Source organism: Aurantivibrio plasticivorans (assembly GCF_055392955.1).
In genome coordinates, this window is sequence record NZ_AP036020.1 from 2,909,753 (window position 1) to 2,930,356 (window position 20,604).

At 48.4% G+C, this 20,604-nt stretch carries 22 protein-coding genes and 5 tRNA genes; 5 read left to right on the top strand and 22 right to left on the bottom strand.

Annotated features, from left to right (window positions below; all coding sequences use genetic code 11):
- Positions 1-131: 131 nt before the first annotated feature.
- From rplL to alr, 16 genes are all read right to left on the bottom strand, one after another.
- Positions 132-512, bottom strand: coding sequence for a 50S ribosomal protein L7/L12 (rplL, locus tag ACZ5NB_RS13135; protein WP_460234896.1), 381 nt, complete (start codon positions 510-512; stop codon positions 132-134).
- Positions 513-566: 54 nt separating this feature from the next.
- Positions 567-1,100 carry a 50S ribosomal protein L10 gene (gene rplJ, locus ACZ5NB_RS13140; RefSeq protein WP_460234895.1) on the bottom strand — a complete coding sequence of 178 codons (534 nt, stop codon included), beginning with the start codon at positions 1,098-1,100 and terminating at the stop codon, positions 567-569.
- A 296-nt stretch (positions 1,101-1,396) separates the two neighbouring features.
- The gene (rplA, locus tag ACZ5NB_RS13145; RefSeq protein ID WP_460234894.1) at positions 1,397-2,092 is read right to left on the bottom strand and encodes a 50S ribosomal protein L1; all 696 of its coding nucleotides are present in this window, start codon (positions 2,090-2,092) and stop codon (positions 1,397-1,399) included.
- A 3-nt stretch (positions 2,093-2,095) separates the two neighbouring features.
- Positions 2,096-2,527 (bottom strand): 50S ribosomal protein L11, encoded by a 432-nt coding sequence (gene rplK / locus ACZ5NB_RS13150; RefSeq protein ID WP_460234893.1) that lies wholly within the window; start codon positions 2,525-2,527, stop codon positions 2,096-2,098.
- A 102-nt stretch (positions 2,528-2,629) separates the two neighbouring features.
- Complete coding sequence (gene nusG, locus ACZ5NB_RS13155) at positions 2,630-3,163, bottom strand: transcription termination/antitermination protein NusG (protein ID WP_460234892.1); 534 nt, start codon at positions 3,161-3,163, stop codon at positions 2,630-2,632.
- 9 nt (positions 3,164-3,172) lie between these two features.
- Complete coding sequence (gene secE / locus ACZ5NB_RS13160; protein ID WP_460234891.1) at positions 3,173-3,541, bottom strand: preprotein translocase subunit SecE; 369 nt, start codon at positions 3,539-3,541, stop codon at positions 3,173-3,175.
- Between the two features lie 61 nt (positions 3,542-3,602).
- A tRNA-Trp gene (locus ACZ5NB_RS13165) sits at positions 3,603-3,678 on the bottom strand.
- Positions 3,679-3,782: 104 nt separating this feature from the next.
- Positions 3,783-4,976: an elongation factor Tu gene (tuf, locus tag ACZ5NB_RS13170; protein WP_460234890.1), complete on the bottom strand. Its 1,194-nt coding sequence runs from the start codon at positions 4,974-4,976 to the stop codon at positions 3,783-3,785.
- A 115-nt stretch (positions 4,977-5,091) separates the two neighbouring features.
- Positions 5,092-5,167: transfer RNA gene (locus tag ACZ5NB_RS13175), tRNA-Thr, on the bottom strand.
- A gap of 55 nt (positions 5,168-5,222) precedes the next feature.
- A tRNA-Gly gene (locus ACZ5NB_RS13180) sits at positions 5,223-5,296 on the bottom strand.
- 88 nt (positions 5,297-5,384) lie between these two features.
- Positions 5,385-5,468, bottom strand: a tRNA-Tyr gene (locus ACZ5NB_RS13185).
- A 170-nt stretch (positions 5,469-5,638) separates the two neighbouring features.
- Positions 5,639-5,714 (bottom strand) — tRNA-Thr (locus ACZ5NB_RS13190).
- A 69-nt stretch (positions 5,715-5,783) separates the two neighbouring features.
- Complete coding sequence (locus ACZ5NB_RS13195) at positions 5,784-6,485, bottom strand: SPOR domain-containing protein (RefSeq protein ID WP_460234889.1); 702 nt, start codon at positions 6,483-6,485, stop codon at positions 5,784-5,786.
- A 60-nt stretch (positions 6,486-6,545) separates the two neighbouring features.
- A complete protein-coding gene (locus tag ACZ5NB_RS13200) occupies positions 6,546-7,259 on the bottom strand; it encodes a type III pantothenate kinase (RefSeq protein ID WP_460234888.1) in 714 nt (237 codons plus the stop codon).
- Between the two features lie 3 nt (positions 7,260-7,262).
- Positions 7,263-8,234 (bottom strand): bifunctional biotin--[acetyl-CoA-carboxylase] ligase/biotin operon repressor BirA, encoded by a 972-nt coding sequence (gene birA / locus ACZ5NB_RS13205; RefSeq protein WP_460234887.1) that lies wholly within the window; start codon positions 8,232-8,234, stop codon positions 7,263-7,265.
- A gap of 79 nt (positions 8,235-8,313) precedes the next feature.
- Complete coding sequence (alr, locus tag ACZ5NB_RS13210) at positions 8,314-9,429, bottom strand: alanine racemase (RefSeq protein WP_460234886.1); 1,116 nt, start codon at positions 9,427-9,429, stop codon at positions 8,314-8,316.
- 338 nt (positions 9,430-9,767) lie between these two features.
- Here alr and ACZ5NB_RS13215 point away from each other — a divergent pair, with 338 nt between their 5' ends.
- From ACZ5NB_RS13215 to darH, 5 genes are all read left to right on the top strand, one after another.
- A complete protein-coding gene (locus ACZ5NB_RS13215; protein WP_460234885.1) occupies positions 9,768-10,115 on the top strand; it encodes a hypothetical protein in 348 nt (115 codons plus the stop codon).
- Positions 10,116-10,223: 108 nt separating this feature from the next.
- Positions 10,224-11,177 (top strand): flavodoxin family protein, encoded by a 954-nt coding sequence (locus ACZ5NB_RS13220; protein WP_460234884.1) that lies wholly within the window; start codon positions 10,224-10,226, stop codon positions 11,175-11,177.
- Positions 11,174-12,325 carry a beta-ketoacyl-ACP synthase III gene (locus ACZ5NB_RS13225; RefSeq protein ID WP_460234883.1) on the top strand — a complete coding sequence of 384 codons (1,152 nt, stop codon included), beginning with the start codon at positions 11,174-11,176 and terminating at the stop codon, positions 12,323-12,325. Before ACZ5NB_RS13220 ends, ACZ5NB_RS13225 begins: the two co-directional genes overlap by 4 nt.
- A 15-nt stretch (positions 12,326-12,340) precedes the next feature.
- Positions 12,341-12,757, top strand: a complete 417-nt coding sequence (locus tag ACZ5NB_RS13230) for a DarG family dialkylresorcinol biosynthesis protein (protein WP_460234882.1) — start codon at positions 12,341-12,343, stop codon at positions 12,755-12,757.
- 16 nt (positions 12,758-12,773) lie between these two features.
- Positions 12,774-13,835 carry a BtrH-related acyltransferase DarH gene (gene darH, locus ACZ5NB_RS13235; RefSeq protein WP_460234881.1) on the top strand — a complete coding sequence of 354 codons (1,062 nt, stop codon included), beginning with the start codon at positions 12,774-12,776 and terminating at the stop codon, positions 13,833-13,835.
- A 44-nt stretch (positions 13,836-13,879) separates the two neighbouring features.
- Here darH and ACZ5NB_RS13240 read toward each other — a convergent pair whose 3' ends face one another.
- The 6 genes from ACZ5NB_RS13240 to ACZ5NB_RS13265 all read right to left on the bottom strand — a co-directional run bounded on the left by ACZ5NB_RS13240 (position 13,880) and on the right by ACZ5NB_RS13265 (position 20,382).
- The gene (locus tag ACZ5NB_RS13240; RefSeq protein WP_460234880.1) at positions 13,880-14,797 is read right to left on the bottom strand and encodes a hypothetical protein; all 918 of its coding nucleotides are present in this window, start codon (positions 14,795-14,797) and stop codon (positions 13,880-13,882) included.
- Positions 14,794-15,969 carry a beta-ketoacyl synthase N-terminal-like domain-containing protein gene (locus tag ACZ5NB_RS13245; protein ID WP_460234879.1) on the bottom strand — a complete coding sequence of 392 codons (1,176 nt, stop codon included), beginning with the start codon at positions 15,967-15,969 and terminating at the stop codon, positions 14,794-14,796. Before ACZ5NB_RS13245 ends, ACZ5NB_RS13240 begins: the two co-directional genes overlap by 4 nt.
- Before the next feature lie 2 nt (positions 15,970-15,971).
- Positions 15,972-16,232, bottom strand: a complete 261-nt coding sequence (locus ACZ5NB_RS13250) for an acyl carrier protein (protein WP_460234878.1) — start codon at positions 16,230-16,232, stop codon at positions 15,972-15,974.
- Positions 16,233-16,262: 30 nt separating this feature from the next.
- Positions 16,263-17,447 carry an ABC transporter permease gene (locus ACZ5NB_RS13255; RefSeq protein WP_460234877.1) on the bottom strand — a complete coding sequence of 395 codons (1,185 nt, stop codon included), beginning with the start codon at positions 17,445-17,447 and terminating at the stop codon, positions 16,263-16,265.
- Between the two features lie 2 nt (positions 17,448-17,449).
- Positions 17,450-18,382, bottom strand: a complete 933-nt coding sequence (locus ACZ5NB_RS13260) for an ABC transporter ATP-binding protein (protein WP_460234876.1) — start codon at positions 18,380-18,382, stop codon at positions 17,450-17,452.
- Between the two features lie 146 nt (positions 18,383-18,528).
- Positions 18,529-20,382 carry a TolC family outer membrane protein gene (locus ACZ5NB_RS13265; RefSeq protein WP_460234875.1) on the bottom strand — a complete coding sequence of 618 codons (1,854 nt, stop codon included), beginning with the start codon at positions 20,380-20,382 and terminating at the stop codon, positions 18,529-18,531.
- Between the last annotated feature and the right edge of the window lie 222 nt (positions 20,383-20,604).

Genomic DNA, 20,604 nt, shown 5'->3' on the forward strand with positions numbered 1-20,604 from the left:
CCTCATTCTGAGGACTTCATATAAGAAAGCACTAGGCCTTCTTTAATTGTTACAAACAGGAAAGGGCCGACGAGCATAAGCCCGTCGACCCGGTTCCTTGCTTGAAGATGCTAGCATCTAGCAGAGCCAAATTACTTAAGCTCGACTGACGCTCCTGCTTCTTCAAGGTCTTTCTTAGCTGCTTCTGCTTCTTCTTTGCTAACTGCTTCTTTAAGAGTAGAAGGCGCGCCATCAACCAATTCTTTAGCTTCTTTCAAGCCAAGACCAGTGATGCCACGAACAGCTTTAATAACGTTTACTTTCTTGTCGCCTGCGCCAGTCAAAACGATGTCGAATTCAGTTTTCTCTTCAGCAGCACCGCCAGCGTCACCACCAGCAGCAGGAGCTGCAACAGCTACAGCAGCAGCTGCAGAAACACCGAATTTTTCTTCCATTGCTTCAACAAGTTCAACAACGTCCATTACTGACATTTCAGCAATAGCATTCAAGATATCTTCTTTAGATAGAGCCATGGTTTAGGTCTCCAGATAATTTAAAAGGTTTACGTATAAGAAAAAACGGCGTAATTAAGCTGCTTCGTCTTGTTTTTTGTCGCGGACCGCCGCAACTGCTCGGGTAACTTTTGACGGAACTTCGTTGAAAGTTCGGGCCAGCTTGGTTACTGGTGCAATCAAAGTTGCAGCCAACATAGCAAGCGCTTGATCGCGAGTTGGCAATTTCGCCAATGCGTCAATTTGACCAGCGTCTAGTAACTTACCACCTACTGAAAGAGCTTTAACCTCAAACGCTTCGTTTTCTTTCGCAAAGTCTTTGAAGATTCGAGCCGCCGCACCTGGATCTTCCATAGAAAATCCGAAGATTGACGGGCCAACTAGGGCCTCTTGAACACATTCAAACTCGGTACCTTCAACTGCGCGCTTCGCAAGCGTGTTGCGAACCACCTGTAGACGTACGTTGTTTTCACGTGCCAGTTTTCTAAGAGCAGTCATGTCTGTCACGTTCACACCGCGTGAATCGGCGATCACGAGTGACAGTGCATTAGTTGCAGTCTCGTTAACTTCAGCGACAATCGCTTTTTTGTCTTCGAGTCTTAATGCCACGAAAGTTCTCCTGGATAAGATTTAGCAATTCAAACTACAAACCGCTAAATTCACACTTATCTGTTTAACGCTAATTCTCTATATAGAAAGTTTGCGCCAAACGTTTCCGGTGATCTAATCCAGCCTTTCTCTAAGAAGAAATAGTCTGAATTGGGTCTCACCATCTGCGTAGGACGTTCTAACTACGGCAAATAGCACCTAAATTAAAACAGCTTAAGGGTTTCCCCTCCTACGGTCTTTGATAGCTTGCGAAACGTAAACGCTCCGCAAACCCCAAAGTTCTTGTTACCAGCCAATTAAATATCGAGGCTAGCTTGATCAATCGCAATGCCTGGGCCCATTGTAGTGCTCAAAGAAATGCGCTTGAGATAAACACCTTTAGCAGCTGAAGGTTTTGCTTTCTTCAAGTCGCCAATTAGAGCTTCAAGGTTTTGCTTGATAGCCGGTGCATCAAATGAAATTTTGCCAATACCGCCATGGATGATACCGCCTTTATCTGCGCGATATCGAACCTGACCAGCTTTCGCATTGTTTACAGCAGCAACAACATCAGGAGTTACTGTACCAGTCTTAGGGTTTGGCATAAGGCCACGAGGACCAAGCACTTGACCCAAAGTACCAACAACGCGCATAGCCGCTGGCTCAGCGATAACAACATCAAAATCCATGTTGCCACCTTTAATGCTTTCCGCTAAATCTTCCATGCCAACAATGTCAGCACCAGCTTCTTTAGCTGCATCAGCGTTCGCGCCTTGCGCGAAAACAGCAACACGAACTTCTTTACCAGAACCATTAGGTAAAGTGGTTGCACCACGAACACCCTGGTCTGATTTACGTGGGTCGATACCCAGATTAATAGCTGCTTCAACAGTTTCAGAAAACTTTGCAGTTGCCAACTCTTTCAACAAAGCAACGGCTTCGTCGATCGAGTATTGTTTAGCAGTATCAACTTTCTCGTTAAATGCTTTTTGACGTTTAGTAAGCTTAGCCATAACTTACACACCCTCCACTTCGATACCTGCAGCACGAGCACTACCGGCAATAGTACGTACAGCAGCGTCCATGTCAGCAGCAGTAAGGTCAGCCATTTTCATAGTGGCGATTTCCTCAAGCTGCGCGCGAGTCACCTTACCAACTTTGTCGGTATTAGGACGGGCGCTACCACTCTTAATCTTTGCTGCCTTCTTAAGTAAGAACGAAGCAGGTGGTGTTTTCATGGTGAAGGTGAAGCTGCGATCACTGTATACACTGATCACAACGGGCACTGGGCTGCCAGGCTCAAGGCTTTGAGTCTGAGCATTGAATGCCTTACAGAATTCCATGATGTTTACGCCGTGTTGACCCAATGCAGGACCAACGGGGGGGCTTGGATTAGCCTGACCGGCGGCGACTTGCAGCTTAATATAAGCTTCAATTTTCTTTGCCATGATAGGACTCCTATTGTGGGTAGTAACGCCTCAGATCAGTTGGAGCTGATCGTCATAGACTCCCCTGTTAAAAAATGAGGATCTCACCTCGGTAAAATTATTTTAGGTCTTCTCGACCTGGCCAAACTCTAGCTCAACTGGCGTAGAACGACCAAAAATCAATACAGATACGCGTAGACGGCTCTTCTCGTAGTTAACTTCTTCAACCACACCGTTAAAGTCATTGAACGGCCCATCGATAACGCGAACCATCTCGCCAGGCTCAAAGATCGTCTTCGGTTTCGGCTTTTCTACAGAGTCATCAACACGCTGCAAGATATTCTGCGCTTCTTTCTCAGTAATCGGTGCCGGCTGATCCGCCTTACCACCAATAAAACCCATAACTCGCGGAGTATCTTTCACCAAGTGCCACGTATCGTCATTGAGCTCCATTTGGACGAGCACGTAACCAGGGAAGAACTTGCGCTCGCTGCGACGTTTTTGGCCGCCACGCATTTCAACCACTTCCTCAGTGGGCACCATAATGTCGCCAAACTGGTCTTGCATATCATGCAAATCAATACGCTCTTTGAGCGCATTGGCGACTTTTTTCTCGTATCCTGAATAGGCGTGAACTACATACCAGCGTTTAGCCATGGGACGTTCTTATCCTAAAATTAGAGATGCCAAAAAGCCTAATGAAGAATCAAGCAACCAAAGTAGAAAAGCCATAACAACGACAACAGCGACCACAATCAACGTAGTCTGATTTGTTTCTGGTCGAGTTGGCCAAACGACGCGACGCACCTCTACAACCGACTCTCGCAACAGAGCAAGCGTCGCAGCGCCTTTTGCTGTTTGCGTCGCGATCAACAACGCAACAAGCCCAGCAACCAAAAGTGCCGGAACGCGATACCATAATGGCAATTCAGCATAGTACGAATTTGCGATAACGCCAGCCGCTACCAGCGCAATCACCACCAGCCACTTCACCAGATCCAGGCGATACTCAGGGGTTTCTACTTTTGCATTCATCGGCAACAACTAGCCTTAATCGGTTTGCTCTTAACAATTGGGCCAACTTCAACCCTAAAAATGGCAGGCCAGGAGGGACTCGAACCCCCAACACCCGGTTTTGGAGACCGGTGCTCTACCAATTGAACTACTGGCCTGTAACTCAAAGGCCAAATTTAGCCTTTAAAATCACTTCTACATGCACAAAGGCACCGCAAGCGGTGCCAAAGTGATCTAGCTTTATATGCTAGAAAAGTAGAGATTATTCGATGATCTTAGAAACTACGCCAGCACCTACAGTACGACCGCCTTCACGGATCGCAAAACGCAGACCTTCTTCCATCGCAATTGGCGCAATCAAGGTAACAGTCATTGAGACGTTGTCACCTGGCATTACCATCTCAGTACCTTCTGGCAATTCACACGCACCGGTTACGTCAGTGGTACGGAAGTAGAACTGTGGACGGTAGCCTTTGAAGAATGGCGTATGACGACCACCTTCATCTTTGCTCAATACATACACTTCACACTCAAACTTGGTGTGTGGCGTGATTGAACCTGGCTTAGCCAATACTTGGCCACGCTCAACATCTTCACGCTTAGTACCACGAAGAAGTACACCAACGTTCTCACCTGCACGACCTTCGTCAAGCAGCTTGCGGAACATTTCAACACCCGTACAGGTAGTTTTGGTGGTGTCTTTGATACCAACGATTTCAATTTCTTCGCCGACAGTGATAATACCGCGCTCAACACGACCAGTAACAACGGTACCACGACCTGAGATCGAGAATACGTCTTCGATTGGCATCAAGAACGGCTTGTCAGTATCACGCTCTGGCTCTGGGATGTACTCGTCTAGCGTTTCTACCAATTTCTTAACAGCGGTAGTACCCATTTCGTTGTCGTCTTTACCTTCCAACGCCATCAATGCAGAACCTGTGATGATTGGCGTGTCGTCGCCTGGGAAGTCGTATTGATCAAGAAGCTCACGCACTTCCATTTCAACCAACTCAAGCAATTCTTCGTCGTCAACCATGTCCGCTTTGTTGAGGAATACAACAATGAACGGCACACCTACCTGGCGAGACAAGAGGATGTGCTCACGCGTTTGAGGCATAGGGCCGTCAGCGGCAGAACATACCAAGATAGCGCCATCCATTTGAGCAGCACCAGTAATCATGTTTTTCACGTAGTCGGCGTGCCCTGGGCAGTCAACGTGCGCGTAGTGACGAGTCGGTGAGTCGTACTCAACGTGTGAAGTCGAGATGGTGATACCACGCTCTTTCTCTTCTGGCGCGTTATCGATACCGTCAAACGCAACGGCAGCACCGCCCCACACTTCTGCACACACGCGTGTCAGCGCTGCTGTCAACGTGGTTTTACCGTGATCCACGTGTCCAATGGTGCCCACGTTTACGTGGGGTTTACTACGTTCGAATTTTTCCTTCGCCATTGCGGAAGCCTCCTCGACTCAGCCCAACAATCAAATGTAACGGGCCATTAACGACAATTTAAATAAAACCAACATACAAAAGCCCACAGCAGCACCCGCCACCATGGACAAAAACTGGAGCTCATAACCGGATTTGAACCGGTGACCTCTTCCTTACCAAGGAAGTGCTCTACCGACTGAGCTATATGAGCCAAAAAGCCTTCGCTATGCCTACAAACCGCTTAAAGCAATTAGCGCATATCAAATTGGAGCGGGCAGCGGGAATCGAACCCGCATCATCAGCTTGGAAGGCTGAGGTTCTACCACTGAACTATGCCCGCCTAACTCAGCGACAAACCCACACAGCGCATAAGCAGCAGCCCGGGCCTGACAGACAGACTCAACCGGTCTGCTCGCATAAAACTGTAATGGTGCAGGGGGGTGGATTCGAACCACCGAAGCTTGCGCGTCAGATTTACAGTCTGATCCCTTTGGCCACTCGGGAACCCCTGCGAAAGTAGCCGGCCATTGTCCGGCTCGACCCCACTGTTGTCAACCAACGAAACATTAAAAAGTTTAATAATTTCTGATAGTTAGACGTGGAGCTTTATTATCACCACCTCTGCTACTAACCCAGAGTGATTACGCCCCAAGCCAGATACCTGACTTGGGGCGTTATAAAGTGGAGCTGGTGAGAGGAGTTGAACCCCCGACCGGCTGATTACAAGTCAGCTGCTCTACCAACTGAGCTACACCAGCTCTTCACAACTCCGAAAGCGTCAATCGATGACTACCCTCAAGAGTGGAGCGCGGATTCTAGAGAAACTTTTACTCGCTGGCAACAGGTGGGCAGAAATTTTGTCGACGTTCTAGCCCTTCTTCTGCCGTCAGCAGGTTTTGCCAGGCCTCTTCGTCTAAATTTTTAGCAATTCCAGGCTGAACCACCACCCAAACTTCGCGATAAGAGCGCGCAACTTCTTTAAGCTCAGCCGGATAACCGTCTTCGCGCATTTCTTTAAGTCTTTGCTGAGCTAACTCAACCTTGCTGAACATACCAAAAGAAATGCCGTTTTCCAGCTCACCTTTTGGTATGACGTAGCTATCCACTCCTTTTGCCTGGAGCTCTCGAAGCGTTTCATATGCTTGCTTTCGAGTATCTTGAGCCGGTAGGTATACCCAGTATCCAATTTCACCCGGAATCTCAACCTCGCGCACCACCCCAGGCACATCAAAGGCTGCCAGCCGCTCGACAAAGTATTCAGCCCGCAGCAACCGCGGAAACGGACCGATCAAGGTGCACAAAGGCTCGTCGGGAGAGCCTTCAGACCTTAAATCAACTCGAGGTTTGCTCGCGAGCAAGGCTTGACGCTCCTCTAGCTCTAGCTCACTTAGGAGACTTAAAGAGGGGACATTTTGCTTCAAAACAGGTGCTTTGGCCGAGTGCTCTTCAGTGACCGGGTTTAGGGTTGCCAATTGCCAACCCAGCACCACTACATTTATCACTATCAGACTAATGACAACCCATCGCATTATTATTGATTCTCCATTCCAGAGCGTGACCAACACACGACTTATCAACGGGACACTACACTATGGCAATGCATAGGCCAAGCCGTCCAACACCAACTGCTCACGCAACAAAACCCCATCACTATTAAGATGAGGCAAGAGTTTTGAAGCATCCCCCCCTGATAAAAAGGTCGTCACATTGGTATTGCCTAACTGGGATTTCGCTGAACACACTAATCCGAGAACCATCTGCAAACACCCCTGACTAACCGCTTCAAGCGTCGTAGCGCCAGGCTTAAGCTCGGCTATTTCTGCAGCAGGAGGCACCTGAACTGCATGTGTTCCAGAAAACAGCGCCTGCCTCATCAACTCAAAGCCGGGTACTATATACCCACCTAAGTGAATACCTTGAGCATCCACCAAGTCGACCGTAATTGCAGTTCCACAACTGACCACAACACAACATGAACGACTTTCGTTATACGCTGCTAATACCGCAAGCCAACGATCCACACCCAATTTTGCTGGCTCAACATACCCCTGCTCAACGCCCGCACACAGCGGCTGAACCTTGGCCACCTCAACCTCACACCCCCAGTTCTTCGACGACAAAGCACTAATCTCATTTAAGCGATCAGCTCCAGCAACGCAGCCAACCCGGACTCTACGTATCTCGCCAAGCCCCGACAGAGACTCCGCCATATCGGCATACAGACAAGCTCCTGCCTGCACATTTCCTGACCCCTGCAATCGCCACTTGAGCCGAGTATTACCGGCATCTAAATCTAAAATCACAACCTAACTCGCACGCCGCAAACTGGCTTCACCACCGTAGATTAATTGCTCGTCACCACTGGCGCTGTGCAACCTTAGAGCGCCGTTGTCAGACACCCCCAACACTCGCCCCTCAGTAACTTGGTCGCCAGCCGTAATACACACATCGCGATCGCGGAAAAGATCAAACGCCTCCCACTCCTCTCGGAGGGGAGCAAACCCGCCAGCCTCAAATTCAGATAAGATCACCAATAACTCATGCACTAAGTCACCCGCGAGCGTGTTACGAGAAACCTTCTTAATATCGCCAACGCTGACCCAAGCCTGGTCTATGTCTTTAGCTTCAGATTCCAACATATGGACGTTGATCCCAACTCCCACTACAACCTGGCAGACGCCCGATGCATCGCCAGTCATTTCCAACAATACACCAGCAACTTTGTGATGATTAATTAGCACATCATTCGGCCACTTGAGTTGAACCCCTTCCACACCGTGATTGGTCAAGGCTCTAGCAATTGCCAGCCCTATAGCCAAACTCAACCCCTCTAGCGCAGCAACGCCGCTAACGAATTGCCAACCAAGAGACAGGTAGATGTTACGGCCATAAGGGCTAACCCACTGCCGCCCCTGGCGACCGCGGCCAGACGTTTGATGCTCCGCAAGGCATAGTAGGCCGTGACCGGCACCGTCTTGAGCACGATTCATCACATGGGTGTTGGTCGAATCAATAGACCCAAACAACTCAATGCCAGTCAAATGAGTAAGCATCTGTTCCGAGACTTGCGCTTTTAGTTTAGTCAATTCGAGCAATTCCAAACCGTTAGGTAGACGATACCCCCGCCCTTTCACGCTCTCGACACACAACCCCATCCCTTCCAGTTTTTTAAGCTGTTTCCAAACTGCAGTACGACTGACTCCCAGTGCTGCCCCCAACTCCTCACCAGAGTGAATGCCCCCATCAGCAAGAATCTCAATGACTTTTTCAATATTCATGGTTTAACTTCTCAACAATTAACGCGCTCAGATTTAGCCCCAGCACCATGCGCTGGCCACCACTAAATTACAAAATTTTCTAAGAGTTGGAGATGTAGGTGCGGTGGTATCGCTCACCAAGCTGAGTAAGCACCTCATACCCGATTGTGTTGGCCGCAACGGCCAAGTCATCAACACCTTGATGGGGCCCCAGCAACTCAACTTGACCTATATTTAACTCCTCGGGGACCGCAGTAACATCAAAGACGACGGTATCCATCGAAACACGCCCCACCATATCGACGCGGTGCCCACCAACGTACCCACACCCCTGATTACTTAGGCAGCGAAAAATACCATCGGCATAGCCACCCTGGACGATCGCCAACCTTCGGCACTCCCCTTCAGCAATCTGGAAGGTCGCTCCATACCCAACCGTTGCCGCACCACAGACGCGCTTAACTTGAGCTACCGGCAACATTAAAGACACTGCAGCCTGCATCGGGTTGGGCTTTCCTGGCAAAGGGTTACCGCCATATAGAGAATAGCCAGGTCGCACAATATCACCGTGGTAATCGGCCCCAAGGAAAACACCAGAGGAATTTGCAAAGCTTGTTCGGACCGACGAAACAACGCTCAGGAGCTGCTCATGACATAGTCGAAAGCGAGCCAACTGAACGGCGTTGAGTGAGTGACCTGGCTCATCTGCACACGCTAAATGGCTCATCATGCAACCAGGGTTTGCATTGTGAACAACACCAGGAGAGCGCAACAGGTGATCGAACTCCTCCATTGTGAGCCCCAGGCGATGCATCCCCGTATCAATCTTTATAACACTCTCTAGCGCCTCACCGCTCTGGCGGCAATACTCGGACCACTGAGCTACGAGCTCTGAGGTGAAGAGCACTGGGATAAATTTATGGTGCTGACATAACGAAAATGCATCGACGGTCACTCCGGAAAGGATATAAATATCCGCATTCCGCTCATTCAGAATCGCGCGCAACTGCAAAGCCTCATCGACAGTCGCAACAAAAAACTGTCGACACCCCGCACCTGCTAGGGCAGACGCAACCTCCGAGACACCCAACCCATAGGCATCCGCTTTGACAACAGCGGATACCTGGCAGTCAACACCAACCTCCTCAACAATCCGGCGCCAATTCGCTTGGATAGCATTAAGGTCTACAATTAGATGGCCTGCTGCCTTATTCATAGTTTCTTCCACTGACATCCACGTGCCATGCAGCGACAAATAAAAGTGATTGCGAGTCGTCTGCGCGCATCTAACCAGCTTTTAGTAAAAATGACCAGCACGACAAAAGCTTCCGAATATGCCTGAAACCGACCATTCAGAGGCGCAACCTGGACAAAGTATTAACTTGGTCACATATTCATAGGCATAGCATTTAATGAAAGTTGCACTCTGCGCCGCTTAGCTCTAAAGTCGCCTAAATCATCTTAGGCTTGATGGGCGGACACTATCGAGACTAATTATCGATAGCACTAACAACCCTATTTACCTACTAGATAGCCAACGGAGCATTCTTTCGGATGTACAGCGCAAACGTCATCAAGCTAGCCATTGAAATTCGGCGCAGACTACCGGAAAGCTCGAAGCACCTGCTGTGTCTATCGGACCCAGAATTAATGGAACAGTTACTAGAGCTGTTTCACCTCCAAACTGAACCCACCATCCGTCAGCTCATAGAGCGCGTGATGGAAGCCGCTGGCCCCACATGGCTAGAGAGGCTATCAAGCAGTCAACGACTGGTATCCTCCCACCACCTGCACGCCCCTACAACAAGGCGCCAACCACAACTGGGGGCAAACTCAGCCGCACCCAGCCCATCGCCCGGTTTGCGCTTGGTTTCCCCTCCATCTAAGAAACACTTACATTAGTCCTCTACCCTAGCACTCTAAATAGTGGCTATGGCATAATTCGCCGTTTGGGTAGACTCCCAACCACGGGACTTGGTATATGTTTTTAAAGGGGATGCTGTAATCGCAATGAAGAAGCGCGTACTCGTGCTGGGGTATTCTCAGACAGGACAATTGTCTCGCATAACAGACTCTATCATCAGCCCGCTGATTGGAGCATCTGAGGATATTGAGGTTATTAAGCAACCCATCGAACCCAGCACACCATTCCCGTTCCCGTGGCCGTTTGTGACGTTCTTTAACAACTTCCCTGACACGGTTTACGAAACGCCCATCGAACTCAAACCCCTAAGTATTGACGTTAACGCTGACTACGACTTGGTGATTTTGTGCTACACAGTATGGTTTTTGTCACCCTCTCGACCGGTAGGCACGTTTTTAAACTCTGAGACTGCCAAAACATTACTGAAAGACAAACCTGTCGTTACGGTTATAGGGTGCCGCAACATGTGGTTAATGGCTCAGGAAAAAGTCAAAGAAAAGCTTCGCAATTGCGGCGCAAAACTCATAGATAACATTGTGCTAACAGACCAAGCGGATAGCTTTGCGTCATTATTCGCGACACCACTTTGGATGTTATCGGGTAGCAAGGGTCCATTTCTTGGCGGGCTTATTCCTAAAGCGGGGGTTAGCGAAGCAGACATTAACAATGCCAGCCGATTTGGCGAAGTCATTCGTAACAAGCTAATTGAATCTAATACCCCCTTGCAAACCATGCTAACCGGGCTTGGCGCAGTCAAAGTTGACGAAAAGGTTATCGCATCAGAAAAAATTGCCCATCGCAGTTTTAGAATCTGGGGGAAATTACTGCTATCGCTTGGACCACAATCGTCCTTACCTCGAAAAGCAGTTATATTTATTTACTTCACGTTTTTGGTCATTATGCTGCTTACTGTTGTGCCTCTAAATGCGCTCATCAAGAAGCTATTAGCACCAGTGACCCATGAACATATTCAAGCGCAAAAAACGTATTACGCGGCGCCCTCCGGCGAAGCGACAAGTTATCTGGAGCAACAATCTTGAGCGACAACTCCGTTTATATTACAAATCTGGGGGCATTTTTACCGAACCCGCCGGTCGACAACGACAACATGGAACGCATTCTGGGTCAGGTAGGACCTAGACCTTCGCGGGCCCGCCGCTTAATATTACGCAGCAACGGCATCAAGAACCGTCACTACGCCATCGACCCCACGAGCTTGGAATTTAATTTTAATAACGCCCAGCTAACAGCAGAAGCGGTGAAAAAAGTCAGCGAAGGCACAATCGATCTCAATGAATTAGATTGCTTAACCTCGGGTACTTCCATTGCCGATCAATTAATGCCAAACCATGCGGTCATGGTTCAAGGCGAGCTAGGTATCAACCCACTCGAAGTAGCGGGTACTGCTGGCGTCTGCCTTGCCGGTATGACTGCCTTCAAATACGCCTACCTTGGAATTAAAGCTGGAGAATTTAAGTCTGCTATCGCTACCGGCTCCGAGCTCGCTTCAGCGTCAATGCAAGCAAGAAATTTCCAAGCAGAATCTGATGTGCTTGTTGAAGCGCTCGGGAAAAAACCTGAGCTTGCATTTGAAAAAGATTTCTTGCGCTGGATGCTATCCGATGGTGCTGGCGCAGCACTGCTCGAACCTCAACCAGCAAAAGATCGACTATCTTTAAAAGTCGATTGGCTCCATATTTTCTCCTATGCGGGTGAGATGGAAACATGCATGTATGCTGGCGCCGTCAAAAATGAAGATGGCAGCACAACGGGCTGGCAGATGTTCAATCAGGAAGAGCGAAACAACCAGTCTGTATTGGCTGTTAAACAAGACGTTAAGTTATTAAACGAAAACGTTATGCTCTACACAGTTCAAAAGCCTATTGCCGAGTTGGTGGAACGCTACCAACTAACGCCAGACCAGTTCGATTATTTCTTGCCACACTACTCTTCACACTTCTTCCGCGACGAAGTGTCTTATCGTTTGCAGCAAGGTGGACTAGACATCCCTCAAGAGCGGTGGTTCACCAACCTAAGCGAGAAAGGAAACACTGGCTCTGCATCGATCTACATTATGCTCGACGAACTCTACCATTCAGGAAAACTCGAAAAAGGCCAGCGCCTGCTCTGTTACATTCCTGAAAGTGGACGTTTTTCTTCTGCCATGATGAGCCTCACCGTTGCCTGATAAATTAGTGCTTCTATGAAAAAGAACGATGTCCCTCAAGATAGCGTGTCGACTTACGCGGGCCAGCGTAAACTTTTTTATGCTACGGATGACAAAGGCAATTACCTAGGCGTTCAATCTAGTGGCTGGGAAGTTGAGGGCGAAGCAACCAAAGAGGCCATTCGCGAAATTGAAAGTGATTGCTTCAGGGCTTGGCAACAAGCCCAACAGGGCATCAGCTCGCCCCTTGAGTATCACATGTATAACAATCGAATGGACCTCCCGATGCTGGCACAAACTGTTGGCATGTTTCAGTGGCGAGTAAAGCGTCATTTTAAGCCCAGTGTTTTCAACACACTTCCAGATAAAACTCTCACCCGTTACGGTGATGCCTTGGGATTGGAACTATCGCAACTAAAGAGCATCCCAGTCGAATTTAGCACACCACAATAATTAAGTTGAACCTAACATGACTGATATAACTACCGCTACGACTGACGTCGACAGCGAGAGCCCCGCCAACCCTTTTGCGGTGCAAGATACCAGCTTTAACCATATCCAGTCAGCGCATTGCGAGAGTGGCGTCGCTGCAGGTTTATCTAGCCACTACGGCCTACCTCTTTCAGAGCCTATGGCATTCGGCTTAGCCGGAGCGCTCACGTTTGCCTATATTCCGTTTATTAAATTGTTTGGCATGCCGATGATCGCCTACAGAATGCCGCCAAAAGCTATCATAAAAGGGCTGCAAAAACGGACCGGGATAAAGTTCGAATTTAAAACGTTCCGCAACGAAGAACACGGCATGGCCGCGCTTGATAACTTGTTATCAGAAGGCAAGCCAGTTGGGCTACAAACTAACGTATATTGGCTACCTTATTTCCCCCGAGAAATGCAGTTCCACTTCAACGGGCACAACCTTATTGCCTTTAAGAAACACGAAGGCGATTACCTTGTCAGCGATCCTGTATTTGAAACCGCGCTTCGCTGCGATGCGAAAGGCCTAAAGAAAGCGCGCTTTGCTAAAGGCGCACTGGCAGCCAAAGGCTTGATGTACTACCCCAAGACAATGCCTCAAGCACTCGATTTACCCGCCGCAATAAAAAAAGCGATTAAAGCCAATTACAAAGTAATGCACGCGCCCTTGCCGTTCATTGGCATCAAAGGCATTCGCTATCTCGGCAAACAAATCATAAAACTTGCCAAACACCCTATTAAAAAAGACAAACATCTTAATTTGTATTTAGGGCACATTGTTAGGATGCAAGAAGAGATTGGCACTGGCGGTGCCGGCTTTCGTTTTATTTATGCCGCATTTCTTAAAGAGGCTGCACAGCACTTGGAGCCGGAGCTTTTAACTCAAGCGTCTAAACAAATGACAGAAGCTGGGGACGAATGGAGAAACTTTGCATTACATGCAAGTAAAATGACTCGAAACCGTATGCCGATGGACGCAGAAAAGCTTAACAACATCCTCAACGCCTGCGCAGACAAAGAAGCTGAAGTTTGGCGGCTTCTAAAAAGGCTATTTTAGTCCTGCCATAACTTAGCGACACATTGATGCCACCGAGCTGGTGATTATGCGCGAGAGACATGTAGGAGCGTGTAGCGTCCCGTTGGATCGGCATTAATGTGCAACATCGATTTACCAGTACCTGAATTCAAATACTGCAATATCCCTTCTACAGTCGGGCTATCATAATAAGCGTCCTGACGAACATAGTCGTTGCAACGCTGTATCCCTGACGATTGCTGAATAGAAGCCCTGACATCGACAGGCAAATGCTGGCCGCACCAGAGTTCTGTTTCGGAAATACCTGTCTGGGCCTTTAGCCAATCCTGTAGAGCCTCCAAACTATCAAAATAACCGATGTGATTCACGTACCCCAACACAGGAAACACTGACGTTAGTGGCCGACTTTTACTCGATACCAACAACCAATTGGTTGCCTCTGCAACACTGCGTTCTGGGCTAACTGATAAGCGCCGACGATGATTTGCCAATGGTGAAGAGCAACTCTCAACGCTGCCCACCAAAGCGGCTGGCATTGCGGTCACACTTAAATCTAACTGGGCTGCAGTGAGTGCTGCAACAACCGGTTCATAGTAATTGGATACAAAGTTACTGCGACCGTAGAGCTGTAAGACTTTCGCCACGTAGAAACACGCGGCATTGCTGACTGAGTTTACAAAATTCAGAGGAGCTGGAGGATGCCGATCTCTAACCAGCTCATCCAGCAACTGACTGGTGACACCGGTGTCGCCTCGACACGATGAAAAATACACTCCCGTTTGCTCAGGCAGCTCACGTCCAGCCGCGCACTCACTTGCTCCAATTAATGCCAACTGGACAAAACGCGTTAAGCGCCTCGGAACATTTTTAACATATTGTTTCAGTACTGGCTTCAAGTCGACTAAGGTATCTGTATCTTCACCATAAACATTGCTATAGGTTCCGACGGCGTGAATGGCAAGTGGAGGAAGCTGGAGGCTCATGACAGCTCTCCCTCTAACGCAATCACTAGCGATGTATTGTTGCCTCCGAAGCCAAAATAATTTAGCAAATAGAACCCCGGCAACGCCTCGCTTGGTGTTTGATTTAACACAAAACCTAAGTTCTCCCCCTCATTAGAAAGACCTGGCGTTCCAGGAACGAAGCCCTGCTGGATCGCCGCACCGAACAGTAACAGCTCGGACAGACCGCAGGCACCAAGCGTGTGACCAATAAAGGGTTTAATAACAGCACACCGAGGCAATTCAGGAAAAACTGACAGCATACCTTTCGCTTCCGCCGCATCTCCTCCGATAGTCGCAGTGCCATGACACTTAATGGCCTGTATATCGCTCCACTCGATATCCGCACTCGTTAAAGCCTGCCTGATAACGTCAGCAACCGCTGTACCATCCTCGTGAGTAATTGACATGCTGTAGGTATCACAAAGGTTTGCCCCACCGGCAATGCTAATTGATCGTTGACCATCTACAGGGGGCCTAGCTGAAAGCACAGCAGCAGCGCAACTTTCCCCTAACACGATGCCATCACGTCGTTCGTCAAACGGCGCGACGCCATTCTGACTAATTAGCTGTAACCCCTGAAAACCATATGTCGTCGTATCGTTAGCAAACTCTACGGTTAACACCAACGCATGTTCTATCAAGCCAGATTGGATCGCCAAATGAGCGTACCAGGCGGCATTGGCGCTTGATGTACAGGCTGTATTGAAACTCAAATCAGGCCCTTTTATCCCGAAGCGTTTGCGAATATTTTCGGCCACAATAGCCATTCCGCACTCCGCTAAGGGTATCGCATTGTCCTCGTCCTCAAGCGCTTTCGCATAGCGAATTTCTTCCCGTGCAATATCGAAGGACGACGAACCCAAAAACAAACCCATAGCGGCGACTTCCTGCTCATTTAAGCCTGCGTCGCTAATAGCGGTTTGAATAATATTGGTTAGAACGAACTCATACCGAACATCGGCATCATGGTAATCACACCCTGAGAGCAGAAAGTATGGGACTTTAGTTTCAGTACCGGTTAAACGGCAATCGAGCTTTGAAGGAGATCCAGGCTTTTGCCGAAGTAACGGCACACTGGCAGGCAGGTTATCTCCAAGAACCGAGTGACAACTAGCGCCAATGATATAGGTGGAGTTACTGTAAAGCGGCATTGTTAAGCAGATTTCGCAGCAATGATCGTATCGGCAAGCGAGTCAACCGAACGGAGCGCTTTGCGCGCAGCGGGACCGTTTTCAATCCTAACATCGTAGGTTTTTTGGACCCACATGGAAATTTGTAACGCGTCCAATGAATCGAGGTCCAACCCTCCTCCTATCAGTTGCTCCTCGGTGCCAATCTCACTTGGCTCCATATCCTTATCACATTCCTCGACAATCATCTCTTTGAGCGTTGCGATCAACTCTTGCTTATCCATTAAAACCCACTTTTTGGTACTTTCGGCTGCTTAAAAGCGCATACGCTTCATCAGCAGAAGGTAACTAATCACAATTAACGTAGCCCCAAATGCTGCGAGCACAGCAACCTTAGGCCAGACCATCGCAAAGCCGCCAGAGCGAAGCAACACATCCAAAAAACCCTCCAATCCCCAACTCATGGGTGAAAGGTTGGATACAGACTGCATACTCAGCGGCATAACAAATTTGGGCACCATAATACCACCAATTGCGGCTAAGATAATGTTGCCTGCGCCACCAAGGGTTGTTGCTTGCTCAGTGGTTTTAGCAATCGTAGCGATCAGTGCTGAATAACCCAGCGCTGCGATAGATACCGCCGCTGACACGACAGCCAACAGCGCCATCGAACCATTAATAACCAATGCCTCTCCACCCAACAACGGCACCAAGAAGCGACCTATCAATAACATCAACACCACTTGAAGCTGCATAATGACAAAATACGGGACCAACTTACCAACCAGCAATGCAAGCGGAGAGACGTCAATTGTCGCGATACGACGCAAAGTCCCGAGGTTTCGCTCATTGACGAACGTATTCGACAATGGGATGACAATAAAGAACATTGAGAAGACCAGCCAAGCGGGAACGTTTTGTTGAACCGCCGTAGGTGATACACCTTCCTGCTTGGAGTAAGCGTATTCAACCGAGACATTGACGTTGGCAATATCATCTATTGAAAGCTCCTCACCCGTTGAGTCTCTGAAGGCTTGCATCATCCGGTCCGCTTTGATTCCCCGGAGTGCATCGTTTACAGCCGATACAAATATCAGCTCTGAAGGTTTTGTGGTCGAAGGGGCGAGAACAATGTCAACGCTAAGGGTATTATCATCTTCTTCAGAGTCAACCGGAGAGATACTTAGCGCAATCGCAGCATTATCCCGCCGCAGCTCCTCGAGCAAGAAACCCTTGTCTGTGTTATCCGGTTCTACAAAGCGAAATGCTCCACTTTCACTGAGCATGTTAACTAATCTAGCAGAATCCTCATCGACCGCGTGATCGACTAGCAAGACAGTCAGTTGATTGTCATTACGCGATGAAAAATTCTGCTGCATGGCCAGTGACATAATAACGATAAAGACTGCAGGCATCACGAACAGCAATAACAGTCCGTGCAAGTCACGACATAATAACAAGGCTTCCTTTTTGATGGTTGCAACCCAGACATTCAACATAATTAGTCTCGCAGCGCCTTGCTAGTTAAATCCAAATATACCTGTTCGAGCGTGCTTTTCTCTTTACTAAAACTATTCACTTTCAAGCCTTGCTCGGAAAGCGCCGCAAACAGTGCGGGAACATCGGTCGACAGATCTGACATCTCCACAGTTAATGTGTCTGACCCGACCTGATTCACAGTGTAACTGCTCGAACTCAGGAAATTGTTTTGAATCTGCTTATCGACAGTGACGGTATAAACATTCTTGTTTGCCTCAGCAATCAGTGCTTTTAACGAACTTTGTACAACGACAGAACCATTGTCGACAATAGCCAGCTCGTCGCAGACAGTCTGTACCTCTTCCATATAGTGAGAGGTATACATAATCGTCATGCCCGTCTTTTTCAGGTGATTGATTGAATCGAGAATAAACTGGCGAGACTGAGCATCAATCCCAACGGTAGGTTCATCAAGAAACAATATGTCGGGGTTATTGAGCAGGCCAATCGCTAAGTTTAAGCGCCTTTTTACGCCCCCGGAATACAGCCGTGCGTGCTTTCCCAAAACGTCTGACAACCCAGCAACCTCAACCACGTAGCGTAAACGGGCTTTTTTCGCCTGATTTTTAAGACCATACAAGCCGGCAAAGTAATCTAAATTTTCTGCGCCGGTTAACTCCGGATAGAAAGCGTAGTCCTGAGGGACAATTGCGCAGGTTGTCTTGATGATCGATGATTGATGAGAGACTTCTTGGCCTTTCAAAAAGTAGCTGCCCGACGACGGAATATTTAGCCCCATCAAAATGCTAAGCAGCGTAGTCTTTCCAGCACCATTTGGGCCTAAGAGTCCAAAACAGGCGCCCTCAGCAACAGCGATACTGATTTGGTTTAAGACATCGACCTTTGCGTTAGGGTAGCCAAAAGATATGTTGTTGAGCTCGATAGCAGCAGGCATGGGTATGTCGATATACAAATTAGGTGGGCGGGATTATAGGTGCAATTCGAGGAAATTCGAAATCCCGTACTGCACGATGGATACGGCGATAGGGCCCATTTCTCTAATATTGTTATAGTCTCTAGAAAATGGGCCGCATTAACTGTCTATTCTTCGACAATCACCATGAGCACGCGCCGGTTTTCACGACGACCTTGCTCCGTCGCGTTGGTAGCGATAGGCACCTGCTCACCGAAACCCTTGGCCGTTAGTCGCGACTCGTCGATATTGTAGTCGCGCACCAAAACAGACTTCAATGTTTCGGCACGAGCCTGGGAAAGCTGCATGTTGTATTCGCTGGCACCCACCGAATCAGTATGCCCTTCTATTATCCCCTTAACATTTGGGTTTTCCTTAAGGTAGTCAGCAGCGATTTTTATATCACTCATGTAACTATCCATAAGTGCTGCAGAACCATTCTGATACTGCACGTTAAACCTGAACGAGACATTTTTTCGGGGTGTTTCTTCAACTACTGGAGCCGGGGCTGGAGCTGGCACAACAATCGGCTTCACTTTCAAGCGATCACTCGCAAGGACACGCGCTAACACCTCTTCTCGATCAACAGAAGATCCACGCTCCAACTTTAGCTGACAAAAATTTGCGACATCTTCTTCGCCCGCCAAATCTAGCGCTTGGCTTGCCTGCATATCGAGGCCTTCAACCGCCAGCACTTCGATCAACCGTCCCATTCCCGCCAAAACAGAGGCTTGAGACACTTGAAGATCAAAGGCAGCATTGACATGGGAACGACTCACATCGAAGAATTCATTTTCTGTGTCTAACAAATCCAACAATGTACGCTGACCGATATCAAATTGATTTCTATAGGCTGTTCTAACTTTTTCGATCGCCTCTAAATTTCGCGACAATACGCGCTTCTGTTCCAATAAGCTTTGAATGTCATTGAAGGCAATAGACACAGATTGGGTTACATCACGACAGGCTTGTTGACGCTGCTCATAGCGTGCGCTTGATCGCTGCTGAAACATTCTACGAGTCGCTCGATCTGACCCGCCGCGAAACAAATTGTACGTTAAGACCACTTCAACCACGGTTTCGTCAAACTCATTGGCTAAGCCGTTGGTGCTATCGTCATAGGTATCTTTGCGCGCCCGTAAATCTATCTTGGGCATGTAAGGCGATTTCTTTTCTTTATACTCAGTCTGCGCAGACAGGTAATTGTACGAAGCAGACAGAAGCAAAGGGCTATTATCGTAGGCCTCTGATAGCGCCGACATGCGCGCTGCAGGAATAGCAGAAGCGTCTATCGTCGGCTCTTCGAGTTCATCGGCCGGCACTTGCCCCAACAAACGAGTGTAACGACGGGAGACGTCATAGAGGTTGGTAGTTTCTGTAATCAGGTTTGATTCGGCTAGAGCTAGACGTGCTTTGGCTTGCTCTAAGTCGACTGATCGGCTAATACCCGCTTGAGCACGCTGCTCAATATCATTAAATATCAAACGGTGCTCAATATAGTTATCTTCGGCTAACTTAACCAAACGACGAAATCGTATGACATCTAAGTAAGCGGCGACAGCTTCAAACGCTAGTGATTCAGAAACCTCTCGCAGCTCGTAGTAACGCGCATACTGCTGCTGATTGAGTTTCTTAACCTCATTCCAAGTTTGCCCGCCGTTGAACACATTTTGGGTAACCGCAATACGTGAGGTGGTACGTCGATATTTATCATCTAAAAAGGCCGGATTATCGGAATCCACTTTGCCAGATTGTGCTTCGAGATCAACGCTAGGATAGAAACCACCTTTCGCTATTTTGACTTCTTCTCTCGCCGCCTCAAACTCATGCCAACTTGCCTTTACCTCAGGGTTGTTATTGACGGCCTCACGAACAGCATCACCTAAGGAGGTGATTTGTTGCGCACTGACGCTCATGCTAAATACAGCGCCCATCGCCACATTCACCACGGTGGCTAGCGCCCTTTTGGTAATAACGTCCATTTTTGCTCCTGAGACAAAAAACATTCGACCTTGCGTGTGCCAAAAGGAAATTTAGGCGCCACCCAAGCTTTGGGGCCATTATAACGATTTCCTGAGAAAAAACCGGTAAGTCTTTGACCGCTCGGTGTTTTCTTTGAACGTCCTGGCAGATTCCCAAGCCCATTCCCCCCAATTTCTAGCGAATAACACGGCATCGTCAGATTCGCACCCCTAGGAATCGCT

Coding starts and splice junctions, on each gene's coding strand:
- ACZ5NB_RS13215 (WP_460234885.1), top strand. CDS start 9,768: ATGTACAGCGCAAACGTCATCAAGCTAGCCATTGAAATTCGGCGCAGA.
- alr (WP_460234886.1), bottom strand. CDS start 9,429: ATGAATAAGGCAGCAGGCCATCTAATTGTAGACCTTAATGCTATCCAA.
- ACZ5NB_RS13260 (WP_460234876.1), bottom strand. CDS start 18,382: ATGCCTGCTGCTATCGAGCTCAACAACATATCTTTTGGCTACCCTAAC.
- ACZ5NB_RS13195 (WP_460234889.1), bottom strand. CDS start 6,485: ATGCGATGGGTTGTCATTAGTCTGATAGTGATAAATGTAGTGGTGCTG.
- ACZ5NB_RS13255 (WP_460234877.1), bottom strand. CDS start 17,447: ATGTTGAATGTCTGGGTTGCAACCATCAAAAAGGAAGCCTTGTTATTA.
- rplL (WP_460234896.1), bottom strand. CDS start 512: ATGGCTCTATCTAAAGAAGATATCTTGAATGCTATTGCTGAAATGTCA.
- ACZ5NB_RS13220 (WP_460234884.1), top strand. CDS start 10,224: ATGAAGAAGCGCGTACTCGTGCTGGGGTATTCTCAGACAGGACAATTG.
- tuf (WP_460234890.1), bottom strand. CDS start 4,976: ATGGCGAAGGAAAAATTCGAACGTAGTAAACCCCACGTAAACGTGGGC.
- rplA (WP_460234894.1), bottom strand. CDS start 2,092: ATGGCTAAGCTTACTAAACGTCAAAAAGCATTTAACGAGAAAGTTGAT.
- ACZ5NB_RS13265 (WP_460234875.1), bottom strand. CDS start 20,382: ATGGACGTTATTACCAAAAGGGCGCTAGCCACCGTGGTGAATGTGGCG.
- rplK (WP_460234893.1), bottom strand. CDS start 2,527: ATGGCAAAGAAAATTGAAGCTTATATTAAGCTGCAAGTCGCCGCCGGT.
- ACZ5NB_RS13245 (WP_460234879.1), bottom strand. CDS start 15,969: ATGCCGCTTTACAGTAACTCCACCTATATCATTGGCGCTAGTTGTCAC.
- darH (WP_460234881.1), top strand. CDS start 12,774: ATGACTGATATAACTACCGCTACGACTGACGTCGACAGCGAGAGCCCC.
- ACZ5NB_RS13250 (WP_460234878.1), bottom strand. CDS start 16,232: ATGGATAAGCAAGAGTTGATCGCAACGCTCAAAGAGATGATTGTCGAG.
- nusG (WP_460234892.1), bottom strand. CDS start 3,163: ATGGCTAAACGCTGGTATGTAGTTCACGCCTATTCAGGATACGAGAAA.
- ACZ5NB_RS13240 (WP_460234880.1), bottom strand. CDS start 14,797: ATGAGCCTCCAGCTTCCTCCACTTGCCATTCACGCCGTCGGAACCTAT.
- birA (WP_460234887.1), bottom strand. CDS start 8,234: ATGAATATTGAAAAAGTCATTGAGATTCTTGCTGATGGGGGCATTCAC.
- ACZ5NB_RS13230 (WP_460234882.1), top strand. CDS start 12,341: ATGAAAAAGAACGATGTCCCTCAAGATAGCGTGTCGACTTACGCGGGC.
- secE (WP_460234891.1), bottom strand. CDS start 3,541: ATGAATGCAAAAGTAGAAACCCCTGAGTATCGCCTGGATCTGGTGAAG.